The following is a 22,814-nucleotide window of genomic DNA, read 5'->3' as shown; positions in this document are numbered from 1 at the left end:
TCCACGTCACCACGACGCCCAGAACTGGGTCGCGTTGCGGGCGCGGGGTTACGCTGAGGACCGATCGTCGGTCTTCACGGGGGTAACGCGTTCATGTCTGCACGTCTCAGCGTCATCGGTGCGGCACTACTGCTGACCGCCTCCCTCGCGGCCTGCGACGTGGCCGAGGGCCTCGACGACATCCGTGGCGGGGCTGAGTCGCCGGAGAAGTCCGGTCCGGTCGTCCCGGTCCGGCTCACGGCCAGTGCCGCGGACCTGGGCGCCGTACGCATCGCTGCGCCGTTGCGGTTCAAGCTGGTCGACGGCACCCTGAAGACCCTCACGCTCCTCGCCGGCGACGGGACGAAGCTCGACGGCGACCGCGACGGGCAGACCTGGACGCTCGCCTCGCGGCTCGAGCCCGGCACCGACTACGTCGCGCGAGCCAGGGCCGAGCGCAACGACGGCCAGGTCGTCACCAAGCAGCTGCGGTTCCACACCGAGGACCTCACGCTCGACCAGCAGGCCTACCCCTCCGTCGCGCCGCTGGCCGGCGAGACGGTGGGTGTCGGGATGCCGGTCGTGGTCAGGTTCGACCTCCCGGTGAGCGACAAGGCCGCCTTCGAGCGGCACATGACGGTGACCAGCACGCCGGCGCAGGCAGGCACGTGGCACTGGTTCAACGACTACGAGGTTCGGTTCCGGCCGAGGACCTACTGGCAGGCCGGTACGGACGTCTCGGTCGACCTCGACCTCAACTCGATCCCGGCCGGCAACGGCATCTACGGCCAGGAGAGCCGGGTGATCGACTTCCACGTCGGCGACGCGAACGTCTACAAGGTCGACGCGGCGTCCCACCAGATGCAGGTCTTCACCAATGGTGCGCTGGTCCGGACCATCCCGATCACCACGGGGAAACCCGGTTTCACCACTCGCTCCGGCACCAAGGTCATCATGGAGAAGTTCGCCGAGAAGCGGATGAACTCCGAGACCGTCGGCATCGCGAGCAACGACCCCGAGGCCTACGACATCGACGACGTCCAGTGGGCGATGCGGGTGACCAGCAGCGGTGAGTTCATCCACGCCGCTCCGTGGTCGGTCGGCTCGCAGGGCTCCGCCAACGTCTCCCACGGCTGCACCGGTCTGTCCACCGAGAACGCCGCCTGGCTCTACGCCATGACGAAGCGTGGCGACGTCGTCGAGTACACCGGCACCGACCGCTGGATGACGCTCGAGAACGGGTACGGCGACTGGAACGCCGACTTCGCGTCGTACAAGGCGGGCTCCGCCCTCAGCTGAGGTCGACCCGCCGCTGGCTCAGAGCGGCGTGGTGGCGGCACCCGACGGGGGAGGCGCACTCGTGAAGTGGCGGCACCTTGCCGGCTGTCTCCTGGGGTGGCGGCACTTTGCCTCCGCGTGGCCTTCGCACTCGTGATCTGCCGCCACCGTCGTGGCTGGCTCTGCGGGGGTGGCGGCACCTTGCGCCGAAACCCCGGCCGAGCTTGCGAGGTGCCGCCACCATGCAGGCGGCAGGCGGTGTGCCGCGAGCTCCAGGGGCTGCCCGGGGGAGGGGCCGCCACCCCGAAATGCCACTGGCCCGGCTCTCGAGAGAGCCGGGCCAGTGGGTGGAGCGGTGGGTCAGTGACCGCGCAGCGGTGCGTCCTCGACCGTGTGGTCGCTGTGCCCGTCGAACTGGTGTCCGTCGGCCGGGTGGTCGAGACCCGCCTCCAGGACGTGCTCGTGCTCGGCGTGGTGGTGCGCCTCCTCGAGCTCCTCGGCGGTCGGCTTCTGCACGTTGTGACCGAACATCTTCTGCGACAACGAGGCCCGAACGGCCTGGACCCGGGAGCCCGGGGCCACGACGCCGTTGGCGTCGGTGTCGCCGTCGACGGTGTAGATCTCGTCGCGCTCGCGCGCCGTGAGGGTGTAGGCCGAAGCCTCGCTGATCGGCAGGTGCCGCTCGGTATAGCCACCCTCGGTGGAGCGCATGATGACGCCGGTCTCGTAGCCGTGGAGCAGCTTCTCGTTGTCGTGGCGCTGCAGCGAGATGCACCAGCGGCGAGTCACGAAGAAGGCGATCGCGGGACCGACGAAGACCGCCACTCGCATGAAGTAGGTGATCTGGTTGATGCTCGCGTTGAGCTTGATCGCGATGATGTCGTTGCCGCCTGCGGCCCAGGCGAGGCCGTAGAACGTCATCAGGGACACCATGACGGCCGTGCGGGTCGGCGCGTTGCGCGGGCGCTGGAGCAGGTGGTGCTCGCGCTTGTCGCCGGTGATCCAGGCCTCGATGAAGGGCAGCATGATCAGCACCATCAGCATCAGCGGCGGCACGATCAGGATCGGGATCATGACGTTCCAGGAGATGGTGTAGCCGAAGAGGACCGACTCCCAGCCGGGCATGATCCGCAGCAGGCCGTCGGGCCAGCCCATGTACCAGTCAGGCTGGGAGCCCGCGGTGACCTTGGTCGGGTCGTAGGGGCCGAACTTCCAGACCGGGTTGATCGTCAGCAGGCCGCCCATGATGGCCGAGACGCCGAAGACGATGAAGAAGAAGCCACCGGCCTTCGCGGCGTAGACGGGGAGCATCGGGAAGCCGACGACGTTCTCCTCGGTGCGGCCGGGGCCGGCCCACTGCGTGTGCTTGTGGTAGACGAGCAGCAGCATGTGAGCGGCGATCAGGCCGAGCAGCAGGCCCGGGATCAGCAGCACGTGGATGATGTAGAGGCGCGGGATGATCGCATCGCCGGGGAACTCGCCGCCGAAGAGGAAGAACGACATGTAGCTGCCGACGACCGGGGTGGCCTTCAAGAAGCCGTCCGCGGCGCGGACGCCGGTGCCGGAGAGCAGGTCGTCGGGGAGCGAGTAGCCGGTGAAGCCCTCGAGCGTGCCGAGCAGCAGCAGGACGCAGCCGATCACCCAGTTGACCTCACGCGGCTTGCGGAAGGCGCCGGTGAAGGCAACGCGGAGGAGGTGCACCATCATCGCGGCGATGAAGAGCATGGCCGCCCAGTGGTGCATCTGGCGCATCAGCAGGCCGCCGCGCACGTCGAAGGAGATGTTGAGAGTGGAGGCCATGGCCTCCGACATCTCGATGCCGCGCAGCTGGTCGTAGGAGCCCTCGTAGTGGACCTCGCCCATGCTCGGGTTGAACCAGAGCGTGAGGAAGACACCCGAGAGGAGCAGGACGACGAAGCTCCACAGGGCGATCTCGCCCAGCATGAACGACCAGTGGTCCGGGAAGACCTTGCGAAGGTTCTTCTTCGCCATGGTGGCCAGGCCCAGACGTTCGTCTGCCCAGCCGGCGACGCCGCCGAGCTTGGAGGGCTTGGCAGGTGTTGCAGCGGTGGCGCGGTTGGAGTTCGCCACCTTGCTCGTGTCGAGACTCATTGCTTCTCACGCTCCCAGTAGCTAGCCCCGATGGGCTCGTTGAAGTCGGCCTGTGCGATGAGGTAGCCCTCCTCGTCGACTGCCAGGGGCAGCTGGGGGAGAGGGCGGTGCGCAGGACCGAAGATGACCTTGGCGCTGTCGGCCAGGTCGAACGTGGACTGGTGGCACGGGCAGAGGACGTGGTGCGTGGTCCGCTCGTACAGGGAGATCGGGCAACCGACGTGGGTGCAGATCTTGGAGTAACAGATGACGCCGTCGACGGTCCAGTTGTCGCGGCCTTCGCCGGCCTTGATCTCGTCGGGCTCCATCTTGACGATGATGATCGCGCCCTTGGCCTTCTGGACCTGCAGCTCGACACCCTCGATCTCGGGGTAGCCGTTGGCCTCGGTCGGGAAGAGCGCCTCGGGGGCGGCGTTGACGAGGTCACCGATCTCGAGCTCGGAAGCCTTGATCGGGGTGCCGACCACGTCGCGCACGACGCGCATGCCCTTCTTCCAGATGGTGTGCTGGAGTCCGGTGCCCTTCTCGGCGTCGGCGACCTGCGCGTTGGTCGGTCCGAGGTCGCGCAGCAGCACGACGGCCGGCAGGCCCATCATGCCCATGGCGCCGAGGAGCGTGTTGCGCACGAGGGGTCGACGGCCGATGCCGGACTCCTCGATGCCGAGCGAGAGGGCCTCGAGGGTGGCCTCGCGGTCCGCGTCGCTGGAGGCCGCCGGGTGGCGCAGCTCGGAGATCTCGTGGTCACCCATGAGCTTGCGGGCCCACTGGATGATGCCGATGCCGATGAACAGCAGCGCGCCACCGAGAGCCAGGCCCAGGGCGACGGTGGAGGCGCCCAGCCCGATGAAGGTGTCGAAGTTGTCACCGATCTCGAGGGTGAAGTAGGCGACCACGAACAGGATCGCGCAGACCATCGAGAGGCCGAAGAAGCCGGCAACCTGTCGCTCGGCGCGCTTGGCGGCGCGCTCGTCGAGGTCGGTGGGGCGCCACTGGTGCGCCGGCAGACCGGGGTTGGCGATCGGCTCTTCCACGACGGCGGGCGTGTGGTCGTGCGAGTCGGTCATGCCTCTGCCCCTTCTTCGATCGGGTGGGTCTTGGAGGTGCGGGTGGTGTGAGCGGCGATCCACACGGCGAAGCCGACGAGACCGCCGATGCCGAAGAGCCAGGCGAACAGGCCCTCGGAGACGGGGCCGAGGCCGCCGAGTCCGAAACCGCCGTACTCAGGGGTGGTCTCGAGGCTGCGGAGGTAGGCGATGACGTCGCGCTTCTCCTCGGGGGAGAGGTTGCCGTTGCTGAAGTTGGGCATGGCCTGCGGGCCGGTCAGCAGCGCTTCGTAGATGTGCTTGCTCTCGACACCCTTCAGCGAGGGGGCGTAGCCGCCGCGCGGCATGGCGCCGCCGGAGCCGTTGAAGTTGTGGCAGGCGGTGCAGTTGGTCAGGAAGATCTGACCACCGCGCACGATCGCCTCCTCGCGCTCCTCCTCGGACAGTCCCTCGATCGAGTAGTCCGCCTCGGACGGGATCGCCGGTCCGGGGGCCAGCGACGCGACGTACGCCGCCAGCGCGGCCGTCTCCTCGGCGCTGTAGGCAGCTTCCTTGCGGGGCGCCTGCTGTCCGGGCTGGGCCATGGGCATGCGCCCGGTCTCGACCTGGAAGTCGACGGCGGCCGCGCCGACACCGACCAGCGAGGGGCCCTTGAGGTAGCCGTCACGGACGGTGGCGATGCCCTCGCCGTTCTCGCCGTGGCACGAGGCGCAACCGACGAGGAAGAGCTTGCGCCCCTCCTCGATGAGCTCGGTGTCGCTCTGGGCCTTCTGGGCCTGGGCGGGGGCGAAGACGGTGTAGAGGCCACCAGTCATGAGCAGGCCGAGGAGAAGCACGGCCAGACCCGCGACGGGTCCGCGGCGGTGCCGGGAGATCCGACCTGCGGAGCGGTTCAACAAACGCACTTGGAGAATCCTGACTGTCCGGGAGGTGTCGCTTTTGGGGGCTACTTGATGAGGTAGATCGTGGCGAACAGCCCGATCCACACGACATCGACGAAGTGCCAGTAATAGGACACGACGATGGCGGTCACGGCCTGCTCGTGGGTGAAGCGACGTGCGAGATAGGTGCGTCCGAGGACGAAGAGGAACGCGATCAGACCGCCGGTCACGTGGATGCCGTGGAAGCCGGTGGTGAGGTAGAACATCGTGCCGTAGGCAGAGCTCGGGATCGTCATGCCCTCGTGGATCAGCTCGGCGTACTCCAGTGCCTGGCCACCGATGAAGACGGCGCCCATGATGTACGTGAGGATGAACCACTCACGCAGGCCCCAGCCGCCGACGTTGAGGACCGAGCCCTTGCGCCCGACCTGGCCGCGCTCCGCGGCGAAGACGCCGAGCTGGCAGGTCACCGAGGACAGCACCAGGATGATGGTGTTGGCCGTCGAGAAGGGCACGTTGAGCAGCTGTGTCTCCTGCGCCCACAGGTCGGGGCTCACGGCCCTGATCGTGAAATAGGACGCAAAGAGGGCTGCGAAGAACATCAGCTCACTGGAGAGCCAGATGATCGTGCCCACGCTGACCATGCTCGGTCGATCGTGGTGCCCGTGCAGTCGGGATGCCGGAATCGTCGCTTGTGCTGTCGCCACGGACTCATTATGTCGGTAGCCGTTGCCGAGGGCACCCCGACCCCCTCACTTTGGGCGTCATATTGTTCACACCGTGGTGAGTGCAGCGTTGCAGAGTGATCCGAACCTGGAGCGGTTCACCGTCGGACGCGTGTTCACCGACTGGGGAATCGATCCGTTGCCCTTCGTCCTGACCGTCTGGATCGTGGGGCTCTACCTCGTCGGCGTGGCCGTGCTGCGCCGCCGCGGGGACGCCTGGCCGATCGGGCGCACGCTGGCCTTCGTGGTCGCCGGCATGGGGTCGTTCTTCTTCGCCACGGCCTCGGGGATCGGGCGCTACGACACCACCCTGATCAGCGTGCACATGGTGCAGCACATGATCTTGTCGATGCTGGTGCCGCTGTCCTTGGCGCTCGGCGCGCCCGTCACGCTCGCCCTGCGCACGCTCCCGCCACGGCCGCGGCGCTGGCTCCTCGCCGTACTCCACTCACGGGTGGCGAAGGTGCTCTCGTTCCCGCCGCTGACGTTCCTGCTCTATGTCATCTCGCCGTGGGCGCTCTACTTCTCCGGGTGGTACGCCGCCTCGCTGGCCTCGCCGTTCGTGCACGAGATGATGCACGTCCACCTCGTGACGGTCGGCGCGCTGTTCTTCTGGCCCCTGATGGGGATCGACCCCCTGCCCGGTCGCGTCGGCTACCCGTTCCGGGTGCTGCTGACCGTGATGACGCTGCCGTTCCACGCGTTCCTCGGCGTGACGATCATGGGCCAGACCACGCTGCTGGGCGAGGAGCACTACCTCGCGCTGCGGGAAGGGCCGATGGCGTCCTGGCTGCCGCCGGCGCTCGAGGACCAGCACCTCGCCGGCGGGATCCTCTGGGGCGCGGGAGACCTGATCGGCCTGGTGTTCTTCGTCGTGCTGTTCGTGCAGTGGGTGCGGTCCTCGATGAAGGAGGCCGTGCGCGAGGACCGGCGGCTGGACCTGATGGAGGCACGTGCGGCGCGGGCCGACCGCGAGGGATAGCATGCCGAACGTGAGCCAGACCACGTCATCGGAACGCGCTGCCCTGAAGGTCCTCGTCTACAGCGACGACATCGACACCCGTCAGCAGGTCATCCTCGCCCTCGGCCGCCGGCCGCATCCCGACCTGCCTGAGCTGGAGTACGTCGAGGTCGCGACCGAGCCGGTCGTGATCCAGAACATGGACGCCGGCCACATCGACCTGGCGATCCTCGACGGAGAAGCGGTCCCCGCCGGTGGCATGGGCATCGCGAAGCAGCTCAAGGACGAGATCTACCAGTGCCCGCCGGTGCTGGTGCTGACCGGTCGTCCGCAGGACGCCTGGCTGGCGACGTGGTCGCGGGCCGAGGCAGCGGTGCCGCACCCGATCGACCCGGTCCAGCTCGCCGAGGCCGTCGTGTCGCTGCTGCGCTCGCGAGTGCCGGCGACCACCGCCTGAGCCTGTGACGGTCGGCGAGACGGACCGGGTGCAGCACCACTGCGTCTGGGAGACTCGCCCGCATGACGCACACCTGGCCTGACGTCCTCTCCTCGCTGGTCGCCGGTGACGACCTGACGTCGGACCAGACGGGCTGGGCGATGGCCCAGCTGCTCGCCGGGGAGGCCACGCCAGCCCAGATCGCGGGCTTCGCCGTCGCGTTGCGCGCCAAGGGCGAGACGATCGAGGAGGTCACCGGGCTGGCTGACGCGATGCTCGACGCCGGCAACCGGATCACGGTCCCGGGCAGGCTGCTCGACATCGTCGGCACCGGTGGCGATCGGTCCAGGTCGGTCAACATCTCGACGATGGCCGCGATCGTCGCCGCGGGTGCTGGCGCCACCGTCGTGAAGCACGGCTCGCGCTCGGCGTCCTCGCAGTCCGGCTCGGCGGACGTGCTCGAGGTGCTGGGGATCCGTCTCGACCTGCCGGTCGACCGGGTCGCCGAGGTCGCGACCGAAGCAGGCATCACGTTCTGCTTCGCAGCCGCATTCCACCCGGCCATGCGCTACGCCGCCGTGCCTCGCCGCGAGCTCGGCATCGCCACCAGTTTCAACCTGCTGGGCCCGCTGACCAACCCGGCCCGTCCTGCGGCACAGGCGATCGGCTGCGCCAACGCCCTTCAGGCGCCGGTGATGGCCGGCGTGTTCGCCGCGCGGGGCGTGGACGCCTGGGTCGTGCGCGGCGACGACGGGCTCGACGAGCTCACCACGACCACGACCTCGACCCTGTGGGCGGTGCACGCGGGCGAGGTGGTCGTGAGCACGGTCGAGCCGGCCGACCTTGGGCTCGCGCGCGCGACCATCGAGGACCTCCGGGGTGGGGATGCCGCCCACAACGCCGAGGTCGTCCGCCGGGTGATGGCGGGGGAGAAGGGTGCGGTCCGCGACGCGGTCGTGCTCAACGCCGGTGCAGCGCTCGCTGTGTACGACGACCCGGCGGGCGAGCCGATGGACGCGCTCGCCACCGGCTTGGCCAAGGCAGCCGATGCCATCGACTCCGGTGCCGCGCTCGCCAGCCTGGAGCGTTGGGTCGAGGCGTCATCGCGCTGAGAGCGTGACGCGGCGTCAGAGGTAGTAGCCGTGGGACATCGCGTAGGCGTTGAGGATCGCCAGGACGACGAAGATGCCGACGATGATGCGGTTGTTGCTCAGCCACCTCGTGCGGAACATGGACACCTCCGGTCAGGCGTCTCATGCTGGCTCGCGACGTAGCGGGGCACAACCCCTGTCGTGGGGAACGGCGAGTACTACCTCAGCACGGCGTCGCGTGCATCGGCTGCTCGGCGCGCGTCACGATCGCGGGAGCGGACGAACGGAGCGGACACCATCAGGGGGTAGACCGCGAGGCACGCGAACGTGAAGGCGACCAGGGTCAACGGCTTGTACATCAGCGCCACGATGCTGGCGTGCAGCAGCACACCGGTCCCGATCGCCAGCAGCCGCGTTCGCCGGAACCACATGCCGGTCGCGATGAAGACCTCCGTCGCAATGACGAGCGCGGCGAGCACGGTGAACCCGGCGCCGGGCAGGTCGAGACGCACGGTCGGCCGCAGCTCGTCGCCGGCCAGCCACCAGGGGTTGAGCTTCGACAACCCGGCGAAGAAGTAGCACACCGACAGCTGGGTCACCATCAGCAGCGCCGGCCACGCAGGCACCGCGTCCCGTCTGCCGAGCAGTGCGGCACGCACGGACCAACGGGAGTCGGACTTCGAGAAGACCAGGTAGGTCAGGAGCAGGGTCGTGAGCCACAGGTGGCTGCTGTACACCTGCTGGTCCCACGCCAGGGCGAGGACCGCCAGCGCCGCGGCGGCCGCAGCGGCCGCCTCGGTGACCACTCCCGCGAACACCATGGCCCCGGCGATGACACTGAGCAGGGTCCACGCCTGGATGGTCGTGTCGGTGATCGGCAGGGGCAGCGGGCCGGGCACCGCCAGCCTGCCCTGCTCGATGCGCAGGAGGATCCCGGAGGCCTCGAGGGCATCCATCACGAAGGCGCAGCCGAGCAGGATCCGGCAGACCGCCATCGCCCGGGGGTCGGGTGGTGTCAGGGACATGTGAGCGTCCTGTCCTCGCGCCAGCGCCTCACGGTGACAGCGGCAATGGCGCTGTCGCTCTCGCAGATGCGCTCAGGCAGCCGCCGTGTCCAGTCGATCTCGGCGCGATAGTTCGCGACGAGACCGGTGGGGTGGATCTGCATGGTGGATCCGTCGTGGCGCGTGACCTCGACCTGCGTCCAGCCGGTGCCGGCATACATCTGGAACCCGAACGGAGCGGGGGCGAGGCCGAGCGCGACGGCAGGGACCGCGACCTGCGCCGCGATCACCGCCAGCAACACCTTCGACCTTCGCGACACGGGTCAATCGTGCTGGATCTGGTTGCCCGTGTCCCGAGATTGACCAGACCCGGTCAGAGATCGAGGACGAAGGACTCGCCCTCGCGGCGAAAGCCCACCCTGTCGTAGTAGGGGGCGACCATGGCGGGAGAGGTGACGACACGGCGATAGCCCTGGTCGCTGAGCAGCCCGCTCCGGCGCCAGACGAACTCGCCCGGCGAGAAGTCGCGGTAGCGCGGCGTGACGTAGTCGAGCAGGACGTGCGCGGTGTCGCCGGCCGCCCTCAGCAGCACGACACCGACGGTCTCGTCGCCACGTGTGACGAGGAACGAGTCCAAGCCCTCCGCCGACGGATCGTGGACGAAGTCAGGGTTGAACCGCAGGATGTCGGCGGCATGCACCCGGATTACATGACGCAGGTATTCGTCATCCCCTCGCACCTGCAGCACCTGGAACGCCGCCTCATCGTGGCGGTCGCGCAGCAGCGAGAAGATGAACCACAGGTTGATCGCGGACAGGACGAGGTTCATGCCGACCATCGGCCAGACCTCGAGGGCCCAGTTGAACACCGTGAGGATCAGGCACGCCGCGAGGTTGAGGACGCGCAGCCTGAGCACCCTCGACTGGAGCAGGGAGTACACCAGCAGTGCACTGCCGCCCCAGCCGAGGATGTCGAGCCAGTGGTTGCCGATCCAGGTCACGTACGGAGCGTACGTGCGGCGGGATCGTGCGTGGGGCTACCTGACGACGTAGAGCTTGATTCGCTTCGACTTGGAACCTGCGGTCGAGTTGTTGCCCAGATACACGGCCTTGATCTTGTGCTTGCCCTTCTTCAGCTTGGGAAGCCGCCAACCGATCTTTCCGTCCCGGGCGCTCACCAACGTCAGTGTCTTCAACTTCTTCGCGCCGTCGAACACCTTGATCATGCCTACGGGCCCGGCGACACCCGGAACGGTGACGGTGATGCCGATCTTCACCCGCTTGCCGGGCTTGACCCGTGTCCTGGAGAGGGTGGCGACAGTGGTCGACGTCAGCCGCGCGACCGTCACCGGCGCCGTGGAGGCCGACCCCTCGTTGAAACCGGTCTTCGAGGCGAAGACCGTCACTGAGATGCCCTTGCCGGCATCCTCTGTCGTCAGCCTGTAGGAACTCGACTTGGCGTTGGGGATCGGCGCACCGGCACGCAGCCACTGATACCGAAGGACAGGTGATGCTTCGGACCAAGTGCCAGCGGTCGTCATGAGGCTGCTGCCGACGATGGCGCTGCCGGAGATCGTCGGCGGTGAGGTGTTTTGCAGCGCCCCACCGGCGGTGACGCCGATGGCATTGCTGATGGTGACCCCATCGGTGTATCCGGGCTTCTTCCCAGTGACGCGCAGCGAGATCTGCTTCGTGTAGTCGCTGGCGACCATGGTGTACGTCGATGACGTCGCGCCGCTGATCGGACTACCGTCGCGCAGCCACTGGTAGACGTTCGACACATCCGGCTGATTCCACACAGGAGGGGTGCTCGTCAATGTCTGCCCGATCGCAGAGCTGACGGGCGCCGCGATCGCGGGAGGCGATGTCGCCGTCAGTCCCGCATCGACGGTGAATGTCCTGGCGGCTGTGGTCAGCGCATTGTTGTTGGGGTCGAGAGCCGTCACGCTCCACCGATAGGTTCCCGTCGCGAAGATGCTCGTCGGGGCGTACGACGTTGCCACTGTGGTCACAGGAGTCTGGTTCTGGCCCGTGGCGAGGGCGAAGATCTCCACCCGGTACTTCGCCGCACCGAGCAGCGGATTCCACGCCATCACCGGACCGTTCGGCGGCTGAGCGGCGCCGTCGGCGGGTGAGGCCAGCGTAAGCGTGCCGCCATCGACGGTGAACCTTCCGGTGGTGGACCACGGGCCTTCATTGCCGTTCGAGTCGATACGTCGAACGCGCCAGACGTAGGGCTTGGGGCTGGGGGGCAGCGGTGATGTCCAGGCGTACGCCGCGGTCCTCACCTTCGCGGAGAACATCCGATTTGTGGTCGAGAACGTGGTGTCCTCGTCCTTGTAGACCTCGACGACATACTCACTGGCGAAGGCCTGAGAGTCCCACCTGAAGGGCGTCACGCCGGACACGGTCGAGCCAGGCAGCGGTGACGTGAGCGCGAGTCGGGGGCTGGACTTGACGAAGGTGCGCGGCTGCGACCAGTTGAGCTCATTGTCAGCGCCATCGATGGCACCGACGCGCCAGTGCAACGTGCCTTCGGGGTAGAGCTTGGTGAAGGCGGTGTAAGTGCTCTGGTCCACCTTGATGTCGTCGATCGGAGTCGAGAAGTTGCTGTTGTCGTCAACCTGAAGCCGATACCACTTGCCGCTTTGAGGACTCTTCTCGATCTGCCACTGCACTGACTGGTTCGTGTCGAAGTAGTCGGCCCAGTCGAAGGTGACCTCGTGGGTGTCGACCGGGGCGGTGTCGCCCGGAGAGGACAGCGCCACCTTGGGCGACGTCTTGAGGAACGCGTTGGTTGCCCTACTCGTGGACGCGCTGACCGGATCGGGCCCACAAACCGCGATCGCCTTGCAGGGGCGGATGTGCCAGTAATAGGGCACTCCGGACTCGTTGTCGGGGAGGGCGGGCTGCTTGTTGCTGAACGTGAACGCGTAGCGGGTGTTCCAGGTGTTCGGAATCCGGGTCAGCTCGGTCAGGTTCGTGAAGTTGGCGTCTTGGGAGGTGTAGACCACGTAGGACGACATGCCGAGGGACTGGTCCCAGGACAGGACGGGCGTCGCAGGAACGCCGTCACAGAAGGCGCCAGCGTCGACCAACGCGAGGTCGCATCCGGCCCCGGCATCGAGCGTCTTGCCGTCGAGGGCGATGGTCTGCCCGGTGACCGCGGGGAAATTTGCGATCCGGAACACATTGACCGCTGACACGCCGATCGGCAGGTTGGTGGCGTCGTAGGCCTCGACCACCCACTTGTACGCGCCTGGACGGAGCACCCGTTTGCCGGTCTCGGTGAAGGCCGGGAAGTAGGACTTCTTGTCGAACGACTCGTCCGACGTCGGGATCCAGTAGAAGTTCGTCCCGTCGTCGTCTCCGATCGACACGCGGTAGTACGAAGCGCCAGCCAACGGTTCCCACGTCAGCGAAGGTGCACGCATCGTTGCCGGGTCGGAGGCACGCCCCGAAAGCGCGGTCAGCGCGGGGGCTCCTGACGTCGGGGTCGTGCCCGAGACGTTGAAGGTGTTGGAGACGAGGGCAGACGACCGCCCGCCGGCTTCGAGCGCTGACAACCGCCAGGTGAAAGGCCCGTCGGCGGGCTTGAGTTCGAGATCGACCGGCGTGTAGGAAGTCGCGTAGGTGGTCTTGGTGTGGATTGGACTTGCTGCACCGCTCTTGAAGATCTCCACCTTGTACTTTTCAGCCGCGACCCCAGGCGTCCAGCTGAACGTCGGCACAGCCACCGTCACTCCGCCCATGGGACTCAAGCCGGAGAAGTACACCGGATCCCAAGTGAATCTTTGGGTCGGCGAGTAAATGCCCTGGATCCCGTCGAAGAAGCCGATGTCATTGAATGGTGCGTCCATGGGGCGCACTCGCCAGAACATCTGGCTGCCTTCCTGGACGAGACAATCCTCTTCCGAACCACGGCTCATGCTGGTGTCGGAATGGACGGCGTTGCCCGGGGTGTACGTGGTTCCGGCAATCCGGCACGACGCGAAGGTCGAGAAGTTCGCGTCGGTGCTCACGTCGAGCTGGTAGTGGCTCGCGTGTTGGACCGGAGTCCACTGGAAGTAAGGCGCCGGCGTGGTGATGATCTTGTTCGGCAGTGCAAAGGGATCGTGGTTGACAGTGTCGGGTGTCGTGGTGAACCCGTCCTGCATCGGAAACACGGGCCACGGCCGGTCCGGCCATTGTCGCTTGAAATTGAACTGCGATTCGGCCCACGGCGTTGCCGTACCGCCCAGATCGATGGCGCGCACGCGCCAGTAGTACTGGTCGTTGTTGTAGCCCTTCGCTGGGGAATACTTGGTTCCGAGGATCCCGATTCGCGTCTCGGTGATGTTGGTAAAGGTCTCGTTGTTTGCGACCTGAACCTCGTAGGACTTCGCTCCGGGCACCGGCTTCCAGTCCAGCACCACATCTTCGATCTGGGTGTTGGCGTCGTTCGCGGGGGAGATGAGCGTGGGGACATCAATCGGCAGGATCTGAAACGTGCGCGCACTCGAGGGCTCGGACACCAGTCCAGTGCCGCGGGAGGCCTTGACGCGCCAATGCCAGGTGCCTGCGCCGAGAGGGTCGGGAACGACGAGCGACGTCGTCTTGGTGGTGTAGGAGCCGGCCCCGATGAAGTCCACGTCGCGGTCCACCTCGACGATGTATTCGGTGGCGCCGTGCACAGCACCCCACGTCAGCAGGGGAGGGTCTTCTGGTTGCTTGAGCGGTTCACCGTTTGCAGGAGAGACCGCTTGCGGTACGCCTACCGGCCCTGGGTCGAAGGTGCTGGTGGACCAGTCGGATGCCTCCGAGCCAGCGAAGGCACGCACACGCCAATGGTTGGTTCCGGTGCGGAGATTGGTGGTTGGCACCACCGTGTTGTTCGCGGTGCGGGACGTGAACTCGGGTGAGGAGAAATCGCCGTTGTTGTCGATCACGACCTCATAGGTGAGGGCGCTCGGCACTCGCGTCCAGGTCATGACCGTGGTCGTGCCGTTGGGTTGTGAGGCTGCCAGGTCCGTCGGAGCTGAAGGGGCGGCGGACGCCATCGGGACTAGCTGTGATGTCCAGGCACGTTGGTCAGTCGGGTGATCGGTGGCTTGGCTCCGATAGCGGAGTGGGCTCGGTGGTGATTGTAGAAATGAAGCCACCCGGGTAGGGCGATGTTGCGTTGCTCGGTTGAGTCGTAGAACCGTGCGTAGGCCCAGCCGTCGCCCAGGGTGCGGTGAAATCGCTCGATCTTCCCGTTGGTCTGGGGCCGGTAGGGCCGGGTCCGTTTGTGGACGATGTCGAGCTCCGCACAGGCGTCGCGCCATGCGTATGAGCGGTAGCACGAGCCGTTGTCGGACAGGACTCGTTCGACGGTGACTCCGTGCTCGGCGAACCAGGCCACCGCGCGTTCCAAGACTCCGATCGCGGTGGCGGCCGTCTCGTCGGTGCAGATCTCGGCGTAGGCCACTCTTGAGTGGTCGTCGATGACGGTGTGAACGAACGCGGTTCCGATCCGCGGCTCGGAATTCTTGCCGCGTTCTCCCGTGCGGCGCGCGGTGGCCCGGGCGTTGAGCTTGCTCTGCTGTCGGGTGAGGAACTTGTGCCCGCCACCATCGGGGATGTTGCCGAACTTGGTGACGTCGACATGGATCAGCGAGCCGGGGTGGGGATGTTCGTAGCGGCGCAGCGGTTCGCCGGTGACTCGGTCGATGTGGGAGAGCCGGTTGATTCGGCATCGCACCAGCACGACGTGAACGGTCGAGGCCTGCATCCCGAGGCGGCCGGCGATCTGGACGGGACCGAGTCGTTGGCGCCAACGGAGCCGCACGATCCGTCGAACGAGCGCAGGTCTTGTCTTGTTCGGGCTGGCGTGGGGTCGAGAGCTTCGGTCGGCCATCCCGGCCTGCCCTTCGGTGCGGTAGCGGTCGGCCCACTTCTTGGCAGTCCGCGGAGCAACCATGAACATCTTCGCCGCTGAGGCGTAGGTCCAGCCGCGGTCGACGACCAACCGTGCCATGCGCAGACGGGTGATCGGGGTGAGGGTGGCGTTAGCGTGGGACATGAAGGCCTCCTGGTTGGTGAAGCGGTTTCTAGACAGCTCCACTTCACAACCGGAGGCCTTCACCTGTCAGACCGACTCACCGCCGCTCGGCGGGACAACCTCCCTGGACATCACAACTAGCCCGAACAGTGAGGCGCCGAGTGCGAGTGCGACGGCGGCGCAGGTGCGCGCTCCGCACACACGTCCAAGACCAATGTGTGACATCCCGATAGTTCCCCTCGTAGGGCCTGATTGCACGCAGACGTCGACACGCTAAAGAGGGAAGAGGTTCGTGCGTGAGCAAATGACCCGAGGTGGCCCGAAAGGACTAGATCCACTACCCGATCGGGCGACCCCTGCCTTCAGTGCTCGGTGGGCCGAGGCGGCGGTACGGTGTCGCCCATGATCACTGCCATCGTGTTCGTCAAGGCCGACGTCGCCCGCATCCCTGAGGTCGCCGAGGCGATCGCGGCGCTGGACGGCGTCAGTGAGGTCTATTCGGTGACCGGCCAGATCGACCTGATCGCGATGATCCGGGTCAGCAAGCACGAGGACATCGCCGCCGTCGTCGCCGACTCACTGAACAAGGTGGAGGGCGTCACGTCCACCGAGACGCACATCGCGTTCCGCACCTTCTCGCGCCATGACCTGGAGTCGGCCTTCTCGCTCGGGCTGGACTGACGCTCCTCAGCGCGCGGGCTGGTGGACGGCGGACGGCAGGCGCTGCTCGTCGAAGGGCACCAGTGACAGCCGGGACGCCTCGACCGCGTCGTAGACCGACAGATGGCGCGTCGCCCCGCCGACGGGGCAGGCCCACTCGCCGGCCACGTCGACGAGGCGGATGCCTGGCGCCTCCAGCCAGCGGAGCACCTTCTCGGTCTCCTCGGCGGTGGCTGCCGGGACCGGGCCCGGCGCATCGATCACCGTCTCCGCGCTCGCGCGAAGCTGGTGGACGTAGTGGTGTGCGTCGGCGCCTGAGGGGATGACGCCCGCAGCGACCAGCCGGCCGTGCCGCACGATGTGGACTGCCCAGCGCCCGTCGTCCTCGCGGCGCGCTGCTACGACCTCGGGGCACCCGGTGAGGGCGGAGAGCCGCTGGGTGCGCGCGGCCGCTCGCACGAAGGTGGCGAGCCGGTCGCGGTGCACTCCGGCCTCCTCGAAGCGATCCAGGTCGGCCAGGGCGGTCATCCGTCGCTGGATGGCATCGACGACCTCGTCAGGCCGATGGAGCAAGGTGTCGCGCAGCTGCCGGACGACCGCGGCATAGGTCGTCGGGTCGGCGCTGCCGTCGCAGGGGGACAGGCATCGCCCCATCTCGGCGAGGACGCAGGGGGTGCGGGAGGGATTGACCCCGATGTGGTCGGAGCACTGCCGGACGGGGAACGTCTCGTGCAGGGCGGCCAGGCACTTGTCGGCAGACTTCTTCGACGAGAACGGGCCGAGATAATCGGCGTCGTCGTCGAGCACGCGACGCACCAGGGACAGTCGCGGCCAGGGCTCGCGGGTGAGCTTGACGAAGTGCATCTTCTCCGGGAAGCGGGAGCGGCGGTTGTACTTCGGCTTGTGCTCGGCGATCAGGCGCAGCTCGCGGACCTCGGCCTCGAGCGGGGTGGCGCAGGTGATGGTGGAGACCGACTCGGCCAATCCGACCATCTCGCCCATCCGGGTGCGGGTCTCGGACGCGGTGAAGTAGGTGCGCACCCGGCTGCGCAGGTCCTTGGACGTGCCGACGTAGAGGACGCGCGCGCGGTCGTCGCGGAAGAGGTAGACGCCGGGGGCGTGCGGCAGTCCTTCGGCCAGGTGGCGCTTGCGGCGCTGGGCGGTGGAGACCCGGGAGGTGAAGGTCTGGAGCTCCTCGAGGGTGTGGACGCCGACACCGCCCAGTCGCTCCATCAGTCCGTGCAGCACGTCGACGGTCGCGCGCGCGTCGGACAGGGCACGGTGGTTGGGGGTCGTGGTCGCGTTGAACAGCTGGGCGAGCGAGGAGAGCTTGCAGTTGGGCGCGTCGTCGCGGGTGATCACGCGGCGGGCGAGCTTGGCCGTGTCGAGCACCTCGAAGGCGGGCCACGCCAGGTCCTGGGCGCTGGCGAAGTGGCGCAGGAAGCCGACGTCGAAGGGGGCGTTGTGGGCCACCAGCACGCTGCCGGCGGCGAACTCCAGGAACGCCGGGAGGGCGGAATCGATGGAGGGCGCGTCGCTGACCATCGAGTTGGTGATGCCGGTGAGCACGGCGATGAACGGCGGGATCGCCGCATGCGGGTTGACCAGGGTCTGGAACTCGCCGAGCACCTCTCCGCCGCGGACCTTGACCGCCCCGATCTCGGTGATCATCGACCCCGCCGCCGCAGATCCACCCGTCGTCTCGAGGTCGACCACGCAGAAGGTGATGTCGCGCAGCGGCCGGCCCAGCTCGTCGAAGCTGCGCTGGGCCTCCCATCGGGAGGTGGTTGCTGCGGTGGTCATGTCCACGACGCTAGGTCCGACCACCGACATCGTCGGGGACGCCGCGCCACTAGGCTGGATCCGTGACCACAGAACTGCCGACCTCGTCCCACCGCTGGCGCTGCGGCGGTTGCGGCAACCTGACCCGCTTCGACGTGACCCGCACACGGCGCACGACCGAGTTCTGGCACTTCGACCTGGCCGGCGATCACGCGGTGGAGTCCACCGAGGTCAGGGGCGAGTCCGTGGAGTCGGTGTCGTGCCGCTGGTGCGGGCGCGACGACGCCATCGAGATCGTGGACCGCAACGAGGCGGCCCTGCTCGGCGAGGACCCCACCACCAACCCTGGCTGAACACGCCTCCGGTCGCTCGCGACCGGCCGTTGTCGGTGCTCGGTGGCACGGTGCGTCACATGACGACACGAATCGATTGCGACAGCTGCCTGGTGCGGGGACTGGCCTGCCACGACTGCGTGGTCACCGTGCTGCTGGGGCCACCGCCCGAGCTCACCTTCGACGACGACGAACGCCGCGCCCTCGAGGCGCTGGCCGATGGCGGCCTCGTGCCACCACTGCGGCTGGTCCAGCCGGTCACGGGACCCATCGTGGAATCGGCCTGATCCGGCCTCGACGCCCCATCAGTCACGTGAGCCACACCACAGCAACGACACGCGGTCTGCATCGGGACGGAGATTGGCAGCAGTGCCGGGGGCGGACTACGCTGACCCCTCAGGTGATCGTGGAAGTGGGCCACTCGGGTCCGCGCGAGCACCGCGTCGAGTTCGATCCGTTGACCCCCCGGTCAGTGGATCGGAGCCGGGGAACCACTTCCCGTCTGGGGTGAATCGCCTCCAAGGACATGCGCTCGCGCATGCGGAGGAGGCGTAGGGCATGTCGTGCCCGAACCCGTCAGCTCACCCGGTAGACGTACGACACACAAGGGAGAACACCCGCTCGTGAATCACGACCGGATGCGACTCGGCAGCGCCTTGCTGGGAATCACCGCGATTGCCGCCATCGGAATCATCCCCGTTTCACCGGCCCAGGCTGACCCGGACATCAAGGATGTCCAGGCCAAGGTCGACCGGCTCTACCACGAGGCGGAGCAGGCCTCGGAGCGATACAACGACGCCAAGCTCGACCTCGCCGACCTCCGCAAGGACCTGTCGGCCCTCCGCAGCGACGAGCAGCGCCAGAGCGCCAGGCTCGACGCGGTCCGGGGCGAGGTGGCTGACTCGATCCTGCGCGGCTACCAGGGTGAGTCGATCTCCACCGTCGGCCAGGTCGTCGTGTCCGACGACCCGGGTGCCTTCCTGGGGCAGCTCTCGACCATGTCGGGCTTCAACTCCCTGCAGGACAACATGTTCGACGCCTACTCGACCGAGCTCGAGGCCCTCGACCTGCGCCGCGACGCCACGGCCGATCGTGCCGCCGAGATCGCGGAGACCACCGACGACCTCGCAGCCGAGAAGAAGACGATCGACACGAAGCTCGAGGAAGCCGAAGACCTGCTGGCCGACCTCGAGGCCGAGGAGCGTGAGCGTCTGATGACCTCGTCGCGCTCCGAGACCACGCGCATGCCCGCCTCGGTGCCCGCCTCCGGCAGGGCCGCAGCGGCGATCTCCTACGCCATGGCCCAGGTCGGCGACGCCTACGTCTACGGCGCCACCGGCGACAACGCCTTCGACTGCTCGGGCCTCACCATGCGCGCCTGGGGCGCGGCCGGTGTCGGTCTCCCGCACTCGTCAAGCGCGCAGTACGGCTCCGGCCCGCACATCTCCGCGAGTGCGCTGCAGCCCGGCGACCTGGTCTTCTACTACAGCCCGATCAGCCACGTCGGCATGTACATCGGCAACGGCATGATCGTGCACGCAGCCAACCCCGGCACCGGTGTGGCCGTCTCCGGTCTCCACTCCATGCCTTACGTCGGCGCGGTTCGCCCTGGCTGATCGCCCGACCTCGAAGACCGGTCGCCCACGTTGGTGGGTGGCCGGTCTTTCGCTGTGTGTGGGGCTGGTCGCAGCAGGCGTCTGGCTCGTCGGTGGCGACGAGCCCTACCGGGCCGACCTCTCCGACGACTCGGCTGCGCCGACGGCGCAGGCGGGCGCTGCGGCGGCCGTCGTCCAGGACCTCGTCCGGGCCCTGGCTGCAGGTCACCCCGACGCCGCTGCCGAGCTCGGGCGTCCGGACGATCCTGCGTCCGTCGGGCTCCTGAGGGCAGTCGCCGACAACGCGCGCGAGCTCGGACTCGTCGACCTGTCGGCGCGCTACGTCGACGAGGTCGGGGCGGTCGCGCCGGACGGTTCCTGGACCGCCGCCGTCGACCTGACCTGGGCGATCGACGGATTCGATGAGGAGCCGGCACACGCCGAGGTGCTCGTCGCGTTCGCGCCCGACGACGGGCGCGTCGCCATCACCGGCCTGGGCGGCGGCGACCGCATCTCGCCGTTGTGGCTGCGTGAGCGGCTGGTCATACGGCGTACACCCCGGGCCCTCGTGATGGCAGCCGGCGAGCAGGCCGCCCGGGAGGCGCGCGTCTACCTCCAGCGGGTCCGCCGAGCGGTCCCCGTCGTCCGGGGCGTGCTCCCGCAGTGGCGCCCCTCGGTCGTCCTGGAGGTGCCGGCGAGCAGCGAGGCGCTCGATGACGCGCTCGACGTCGCTGACGGGACGTATGCCGGTATCGCCGCGGTCACTGCCGCCGCCGACGGCTCCCAGCGCACGAGCGGGCCGGTGCGGGTCTTCGTCAACCCGGAGGTCACGGGGCGGCTGCGCGGCGCGGGTGCGCAGGTCGTGATCAGCCACGAGCTCGTGCACGTCGCCACCGACGCGACCACGGTCTCCCTCGATCCCTGGCTGCTCGAAGGCTTCGCCGACTACGTCGCCCTGCGCGACATCGGGCTGCCGTTGAGCACGACGGCTGCCCGGGCGCGCGCGCTCGTGCGCCGCGACGGGGTGCCCGACCACCTACCCGGCGTCGCCGAGTTCGACACCTCGTCCGACAGTCTCGAGGCCGCCTACGAGCTGGCCTGGCTCGCCTGTGTCGAGGTCGCTGCCCGGGTCGGCGAGCGCGGCCTGGTCCGGGTCTACGACGAGGCATCGGACGGTGCGACCACGCGCCGCGCTCTGGCGTCGGTGGGACTGACCCCGGGTGAGGTGCTCCGGGGGTGGCAGGTCCGGCTCAGGGGGCTCCGCCCGTGACCGCTCGCCGCTGCGCGCTCACCGTGACGCTGGTCGCGGTGGTCGGGTTCGTCGTCGTGGCGGCGCTCTGGGTGCCGTGGCAGCCGGTGCCGGGTGGTGCGCCCAGCGCCGTACGACCCGAGACGGTGTTCACGGCCGAGCAGATCAGGCGCGGCGAGGACTACGCAGCCTGGGCCCGTCGGTGGAGCCTGCTGTCACTCGCCATCACCCTCGTGGTGGCGTCGGCGCTCGGGTTCACCCGCTGGGGCGAGCGGCTGATGGAGCGGCTGCCCGGCCGCTGGTGGGCGAAGGTCGTGCTCGGCGTGCTCGCGATCAGCCTGCTCGGTCGGCTGGCGACCCTGCCGTGCAGCGTGATGCTGCAACGGCACCGGTTGGCCAACGGTCTGAGCACCCAGACGTGGGTCGGATATGCACGCGACGTGGCGACGAGCGAGGTGGTCGCCGTGGTCACCACGTCGGTCGGGCTGCTCGTGCTCCTCGGTGTCGCACGACGCTGGCGTCGCGCCTGGCCGGCGATCGCGGGGGGACTCGTCGGGGCGCTCGTGGTGCTCGGCTCCTTCATCTATCCGCTCGTCGTCGAGCCCCTGTTCAACGACTTCACGCCGCTGACCGACCCCGGGCTCAGGTCGGAGATCTTCGTGCTCGCGGACCAGCAGGGAGTACGGCTCGACGACGTGCTCGTCGCGGACGCGTCTCGGCGTACGACCACGCTCAATGCCTACGTCTCCGGCATCGGCAACACCAGGCGGGTGGTCGTCTACGACAACCTGGTCGAGTCGCTGCCGCGAGACGAGGCCCTGTCGGTGATCTCCCACGAGCTGGCGCACGCGGCGCACGGCGACGTCGTGATCGGTACGGCGCTGGGCGCCCTGGGAGGGGCCGCCGGAGTCGGCCTGCTGGGACTGGTCGTCACCACCCGTCGCAGACGCGGCCGACCGGGCCTGGCTGATCCGCGGATCGTGCCCCTCGTGCTGGCGCTCAGCGTGTGGGCGACGCTCGCGGCGAGTCCGCTGGAGAACGGCGTCAGCCGGCAGATCGAGACGCGCGCGGACGTGGAAGCGCTGAAGGCGACCGGGGACCCGGTCGCCTTCGTGGAGATGCAGAAGTTGTTGGCACTGCGCTCGCTGGCGGATCCGACGCCGCCTGTGTGGCTGCAGTGGTGGTGGGGGAGTCACCCCACGGTGTTGGAGCGGTTGGCGCTCGCGACCGAGGACTGACCTCAGATGTTGCGGCCGAGCTGCGGGGGGATCTCCTGGAACAGGGCGAGGACTTCCTCGCCGAACAGGCCGACGGAGACGATGATCGCAGCGGCGATCATCGCGACCATCAGGCCGTACTCGACGGCGGTCGCGCCGTCCTCGTCATGCTTGCGGGTCATCGTCATTGCTCACTCCTTGGGCCGGAACGTACCGAGGGCCGGCATCCGCGTGTGAACGCGGACACCGGCCCCAGGTGTTGGATCAGCGGCCCTGCATACCCGTGGTGACCTCGGTGAACAGCTTGACGAGCTCGTCGCCGAGGAGGCCGACGGTGAGGATGATGGCGGCGGCGATCAGCGCGACCATGAGGCCGTACTCGACGGCGGTGGCGCCCTTCTCGTCGTCACGGCGAGCGTTGAGCATGAGGCTGAGGAACTGGATCATT

General features: G+C 68.0%; 22 protein-coding genes and 1 riboswitch. Of the genes, 10 read left to right on the top strand and 12 right to left on the bottom strand.

Annotated elements, in window-relative coordinates:
* The first annotated feature begins 93 nt into the window (after positions 1–93).
* A complete protein-coding gene (locus C9J87_RS04610) occupies positions 94–1,278 on the top strand; it encodes a L,D-transpeptidase (RefSeq protein WP_107704854.1) in 1,185 nt (394 codons plus the stop codon).
* 339 nt (positions 1,279–1,617) lie between these two features.
* Here C9J87_RS04610 and qcrB read toward each other — a convergent pair whose 3' ends face one another.
* From qcrB to ctaE, 4 genes are read right to left on the bottom strand one after another with little or no spacing between them, the layout of a single operon-like run.
* A complete protein-coding gene (gene qcrB / locus C9J87_RS04605) occupies positions 1,618–3,369 on the bottom strand; it encodes a cytochrome bc1 complex cytochrome b subunit (RefSeq protein WP_010833616.1) in 1,752 nt (583 codons plus the stop codon).
* Positions 3,366–4,433, bottom strand: coding sequence for a cytochrome bc1 complex Rieske iron-sulfur subunit (qcrA, locus tag C9J87_RS04600; RefSeq protein ID WP_010833615.1), 1,068 nt, complete (start codon positions 4,431–4,433; stop codon positions 3,366–3,368). Before qcrA ends, qcrB begins: the two co-directional genes overlap by 4 nt.
* On the bottom strand, positions 4,430–5,317 hold the full coding sequence (gene qcrC / locus C9J87_RS04595) for a cytochrome bc1 complex diheme cytochrome c subunit (protein WP_107704853.1): 888 nt from the start codon (positions 5,315–5,317) through the stop codon (positions 4,430–4,432). Before qcrC ends, qcrA begins: the two co-directional genes overlap by 4 nt.
* 41 nt (positions 5,318–5,358) lie before the next feature.
* The gene (gene ctaE, locus C9J87_RS04590) at positions 5,359–6,000 is read right to left on the bottom strand and encodes an aa3-type cytochrome oxidase subunit III (protein ID WP_036491008.1); all 642 of its coding nucleotides are present in this window, start codon (positions 5,998–6,000) and stop codon (positions 5,359–5,361) included.
* 130 nt (positions 6,001–6,130) lie between these two features.
* On the opposite strand from ctaE, the gene C9J87_RS04585 reads away from it, so the two are divergent.
* The 3 genes from C9J87_RS04585 (at position 6,131) to trpD (ending at position 8,527) form a co-directional block, all read left to right on the top strand.
* On the top strand, positions 6,131–7,000 hold the full coding sequence (locus C9J87_RS04585; protein ID WP_232819830.1) for a cytochrome c oxidase assembly protein: 870 nt from the start codon (positions 6,131–6,133) through the stop codon (positions 6,998–7,000).
* 1 nt (position 7,001) lies between these two features.
* Positions 7,002–7,436, top strand: a complete 435-nt coding sequence (locus C9J87_RS04580; protein ID WP_107704852.1) for an Rv3143 family two-component system response regulator — start codon at positions 7,002–7,004, stop codon at positions 7,434–7,436.
* 62 nt (positions 7,437–7,498) lie between these two features.
* The gene (gene trpD, locus C9J87_RS04575) at positions 7,499–8,527 is read left to right on the top strand and encodes an anthranilate phosphoribosyltransferase (protein ID WP_010833610.1); all 1,029 of its coding nucleotides are present in this window, start codon (positions 7,499–7,501) and stop codon (positions 8,525–8,527) included.
* 197 nt (positions 8,528–8,724) lie between these two features.
* On the opposite strand, the gene C9J87_RS04570 is transcribed toward trpD, so the two are convergent.
* The 5 genes from C9J87_RS04570 to C9J87_RS04550 all read right to left on the bottom strand — a co-directional run bounded on the left by C9J87_RS04570 (position 8,725) and on the right by C9J87_RS04550 (position 15,552).
* Positions 8,725–9,531, bottom strand: coding sequence for an HTTM domain-containing protein (locus tag C9J87_RS04570; RefSeq protein WP_084622874.1), 807 nt, complete (start codon positions 9,529–9,531; stop codon positions 8,725–8,727).
* Positions 9,522–9,830 (bottom strand): hypothetical protein, encoded by a 309-nt coding sequence (locus C9J87_RS04565; RefSeq protein ID WP_156887225.1) that lies wholly within the window; start codon positions 9,828–9,830, stop codon positions 9,522–9,524. Before C9J87_RS04565 ends, C9J87_RS04570 begins: the two co-directional genes overlap by 10 nt.
* 53 nt (positions 9,831–9,883) lie before the next feature.
* On the bottom strand, positions 9,884–10,510 hold the full coding sequence (locus C9J87_RS04560; RefSeq protein WP_010833607.1) for a GNAT family N-acetyltransferase: 627 nt from the start codon (positions 10,508–10,510) through the stop codon (positions 9,884–9,886).
* Between the two features lie 36 nt (positions 10,511–10,546).
* Complete coding sequence (locus tag C9J87_RS04555) at positions 10,547–14,479, bottom strand: Ig-like domain repeat protein (RefSeq protein WP_107704851.1); 3,933 nt, start codon at positions 14,477–14,479, stop codon at positions 10,547–10,549.
* A gap of 74 nt (positions 14,480–14,553) precedes the next feature.
* Complete coding sequence (locus tag C9J87_RS04550; protein ID WP_107704850.1) at positions 14,554–15,552, bottom strand: IS481 family transposase; 999 nt, start codon at positions 15,550–15,552, stop codon at positions 14,554–14,556.
* A gap of 381 nt (positions 15,553–15,933) precedes the next feature.
* Between C9J87_RS04550 and C9J87_RS04545 the strand changes: the two genes are divergently transcribed.
* A complete protein-coding gene (locus C9J87_RS04545; protein ID WP_010833605.1) occupies positions 15,934–16,212 on the top strand; it encodes an Lrp/AsnC family transcriptional regulator in 279 nt (92 codons plus the stop codon).
* Positions 16,213–16,218: 6 nt separating this feature from the next.
* On the opposite strand, the gene C9J87_RS04540 is transcribed toward C9J87_RS04545, so the two are convergent.
* Entirely contained in the window at positions 16,219–17,994 is a 1,776-nt protein-coding gene (locus tag C9J87_RS04540; protein ID WP_036493112.1) for a DEDD exonuclease domain-containing protein, read from the bottom strand.
* A 62-nt stretch (positions 17,995–18,056) separates the two neighbouring features.
* Here C9J87_RS04540 and C9J87_RS04535 point away from each other — a divergent pair, with 62 nt between their 5' ends.
* From C9J87_RS04535 to C9J87_RS04515, 5 genes are all read left to right on the top strand, one after another.
* Complete coding sequence (locus tag C9J87_RS04535; protein WP_010833603.1) at positions 18,057–18,326, top strand: hypothetical protein; 270 nt, start codon at positions 18,057–18,059, stop codon at positions 18,324–18,326.
* Between the two features lie 59 nt (positions 18,327–18,385).
* On the top strand, positions 18,386–18,592 hold the full coding sequence (locus C9J87_RS04530) for a hypothetical protein (protein WP_036491004.1): 207 nt from the start codon (positions 18,386–18,388) through the stop codon (positions 18,590–18,592).
* A 158-nt stretch (positions 18,593–18,750) separates the two neighbouring features.
* A riboswitch (cyclic di-AMP (ydaO/yuaA leader) is annotated at positions 18,751–18,915 on the top strand.
* Between the two features lie 13 nt (positions 18,916–18,928).
* Entirely contained in the window at positions 18,929–19,921 is a 993-nt protein-coding gene (locus C9J87_RS04525; RefSeq protein ID WP_036491003.1) for a C40 family peptidase, read from the top strand.
* 37 nt (positions 19,922–19,958) lie between these two features.
* On the top strand, positions 19,959–21,170 hold the full coding sequence (locus C9J87_RS04520; RefSeq protein ID WP_156887224.1) for a hypothetical protein: 1,212 nt from the start codon (positions 19,959–19,961) through the stop codon (positions 21,168–21,170).
* A complete protein-coding gene (locus C9J87_RS04515) occupies positions 21,167–22,387 on the top strand; it encodes a M48 family metallopeptidase (RefSeq protein ID WP_036491001.1) in 1,221 nt (406 codons plus the stop codon). Before C9J87_RS04520 ends, C9J87_RS04515 begins: the two co-directional genes overlap by 4 nt.
* A 2-nt stretch (positions 22,388–22,389) precedes the next feature.
* On the opposite strand, the gene C9J87_RS04510 is transcribed toward C9J87_RS04515, so the two are convergent.
* Together C9J87_RS04510 and C9J87_RS04505 are read right to left on the bottom strand one after the other, a co-directional pair.
* Positions 22,390–22,554 carry a Flp family type IVb pilin gene (locus C9J87_RS04510; protein ID WP_084622871.1) on the bottom strand — a complete coding sequence of 55 codons (165 nt, stop codon included), beginning with the start codon at positions 22,552–22,554 and terminating at the stop codon, positions 22,390–22,392.
* A 76-nt stretch (positions 22,555–22,630) separates the two neighbouring features.
* Complete coding sequence (locus C9J87_RS04505; protein ID WP_036490998.1) at positions 22,631–22,813, bottom strand: Flp family type IVb pilin; 183 nt, start codon at positions 22,811–22,813, stop codon at positions 22,631–22,633.
* Position 22,814: the final 1 nt, after the last annotated feature.

Origin of the sequence: Nocardioides allogilvus (assembly GCF_003047285.1) — a bacterium.
Classification (GTDB): domain Bacteria; phylum Actinomycetota; class Actinomycetes; order Propionibacteriales; family Nocardioidaceae; genus Nocardioides; species Nocardioides allogilvus.
The sequence above is the reverse complement of the archived record's forward strand: the minus strand, read 5'-3'. Positions and strand labels throughout refer to the sequence as shown.

Coding starts and splice junctions, on each gene's coding strand:
- C9J87_RS04610 (WP_107704854.1), top strand. CDS start 94: ATGTCTGCACGTCTCAGCGTCATCGGTGCGGCACTACTGCTGACCGCC.
- qcrB (WP_010833616.1), bottom strand. CDS start 3,369: ATGAGTCTCGACACGAGCAAGGTGGCGAACTCCAACCGCGCCACCGCT.
- qcrA (WP_010833615.1), bottom strand. CDS start 4,433: ATGACCGACTCGCACGACCACACGCCCGCCGTCGTGGAAGAGCCGATC.
- C9J87_RS04580 (WP_107704852.1), top strand. CDS start 7,002: ATGCCGAACGTGAGCCAGACCACGTCATCGGAACGCGCTGCCCTGAAG.
- trpD (WP_010833610.1), top strand. CDS start 7,499: ATGACGCACACCTGGCCTGACGTCCTCTCCTCGCTGGTCGCCGGTGAC.
- C9J87_RS04570 (WP_084622874.1), bottom strand. CDS start 9,531: ATGTCCCTGACACCACCCGACCCCCGGGCGATGGCGGTCTGCCGGATC.
- C9J87_RS04555 (WP_107704851.1), bottom strand. CDS start 14,479: ATGACCTGGACGCGAGTGCCGAGCGCCCTCACCTATGAGGTCGTGATC.
- C9J87_RS04550 (WP_107704850.1), bottom strand. CDS start 15,552: ATGTCCCACGCTAACGCCACCCTCACCCCGATCACCCGTCTGCGCATG.
- C9J87_RS04545 (WP_010833605.1), top strand. CDS start 15,934: ATGATCACTGCCATCGTGTTCGTCAAGGCCGACGTCGCCCGCATCCCT.
- C9J87_RS04540 (WP_036493112.1), bottom strand. CDS start 17,994: ATGACCACCGCAGCAACCACCTCCCGATGGGAGGCCCAGCGCAGCTTC.
- C9J87_RS04530 (WP_036491004.1), top strand. CDS start 18,386: ATGACGACACGAATCGATTGCGACAGCTGCCTGGTGCGGGGACTGGCC.
- C9J87_RS04510 (WP_084622871.1), bottom strand. CDS start 22,554: ATGACGATGACCCGCAAGCATGACGAGGACGGCGCGACCGCCGTCGAG.
- C9J87_RS04505 (WP_036490998.1), bottom strand. CDS start 22,813: ATGATCCAGTTCCTCAGCCTCATGCTCAACGCTCGCCGTGACGACGAG.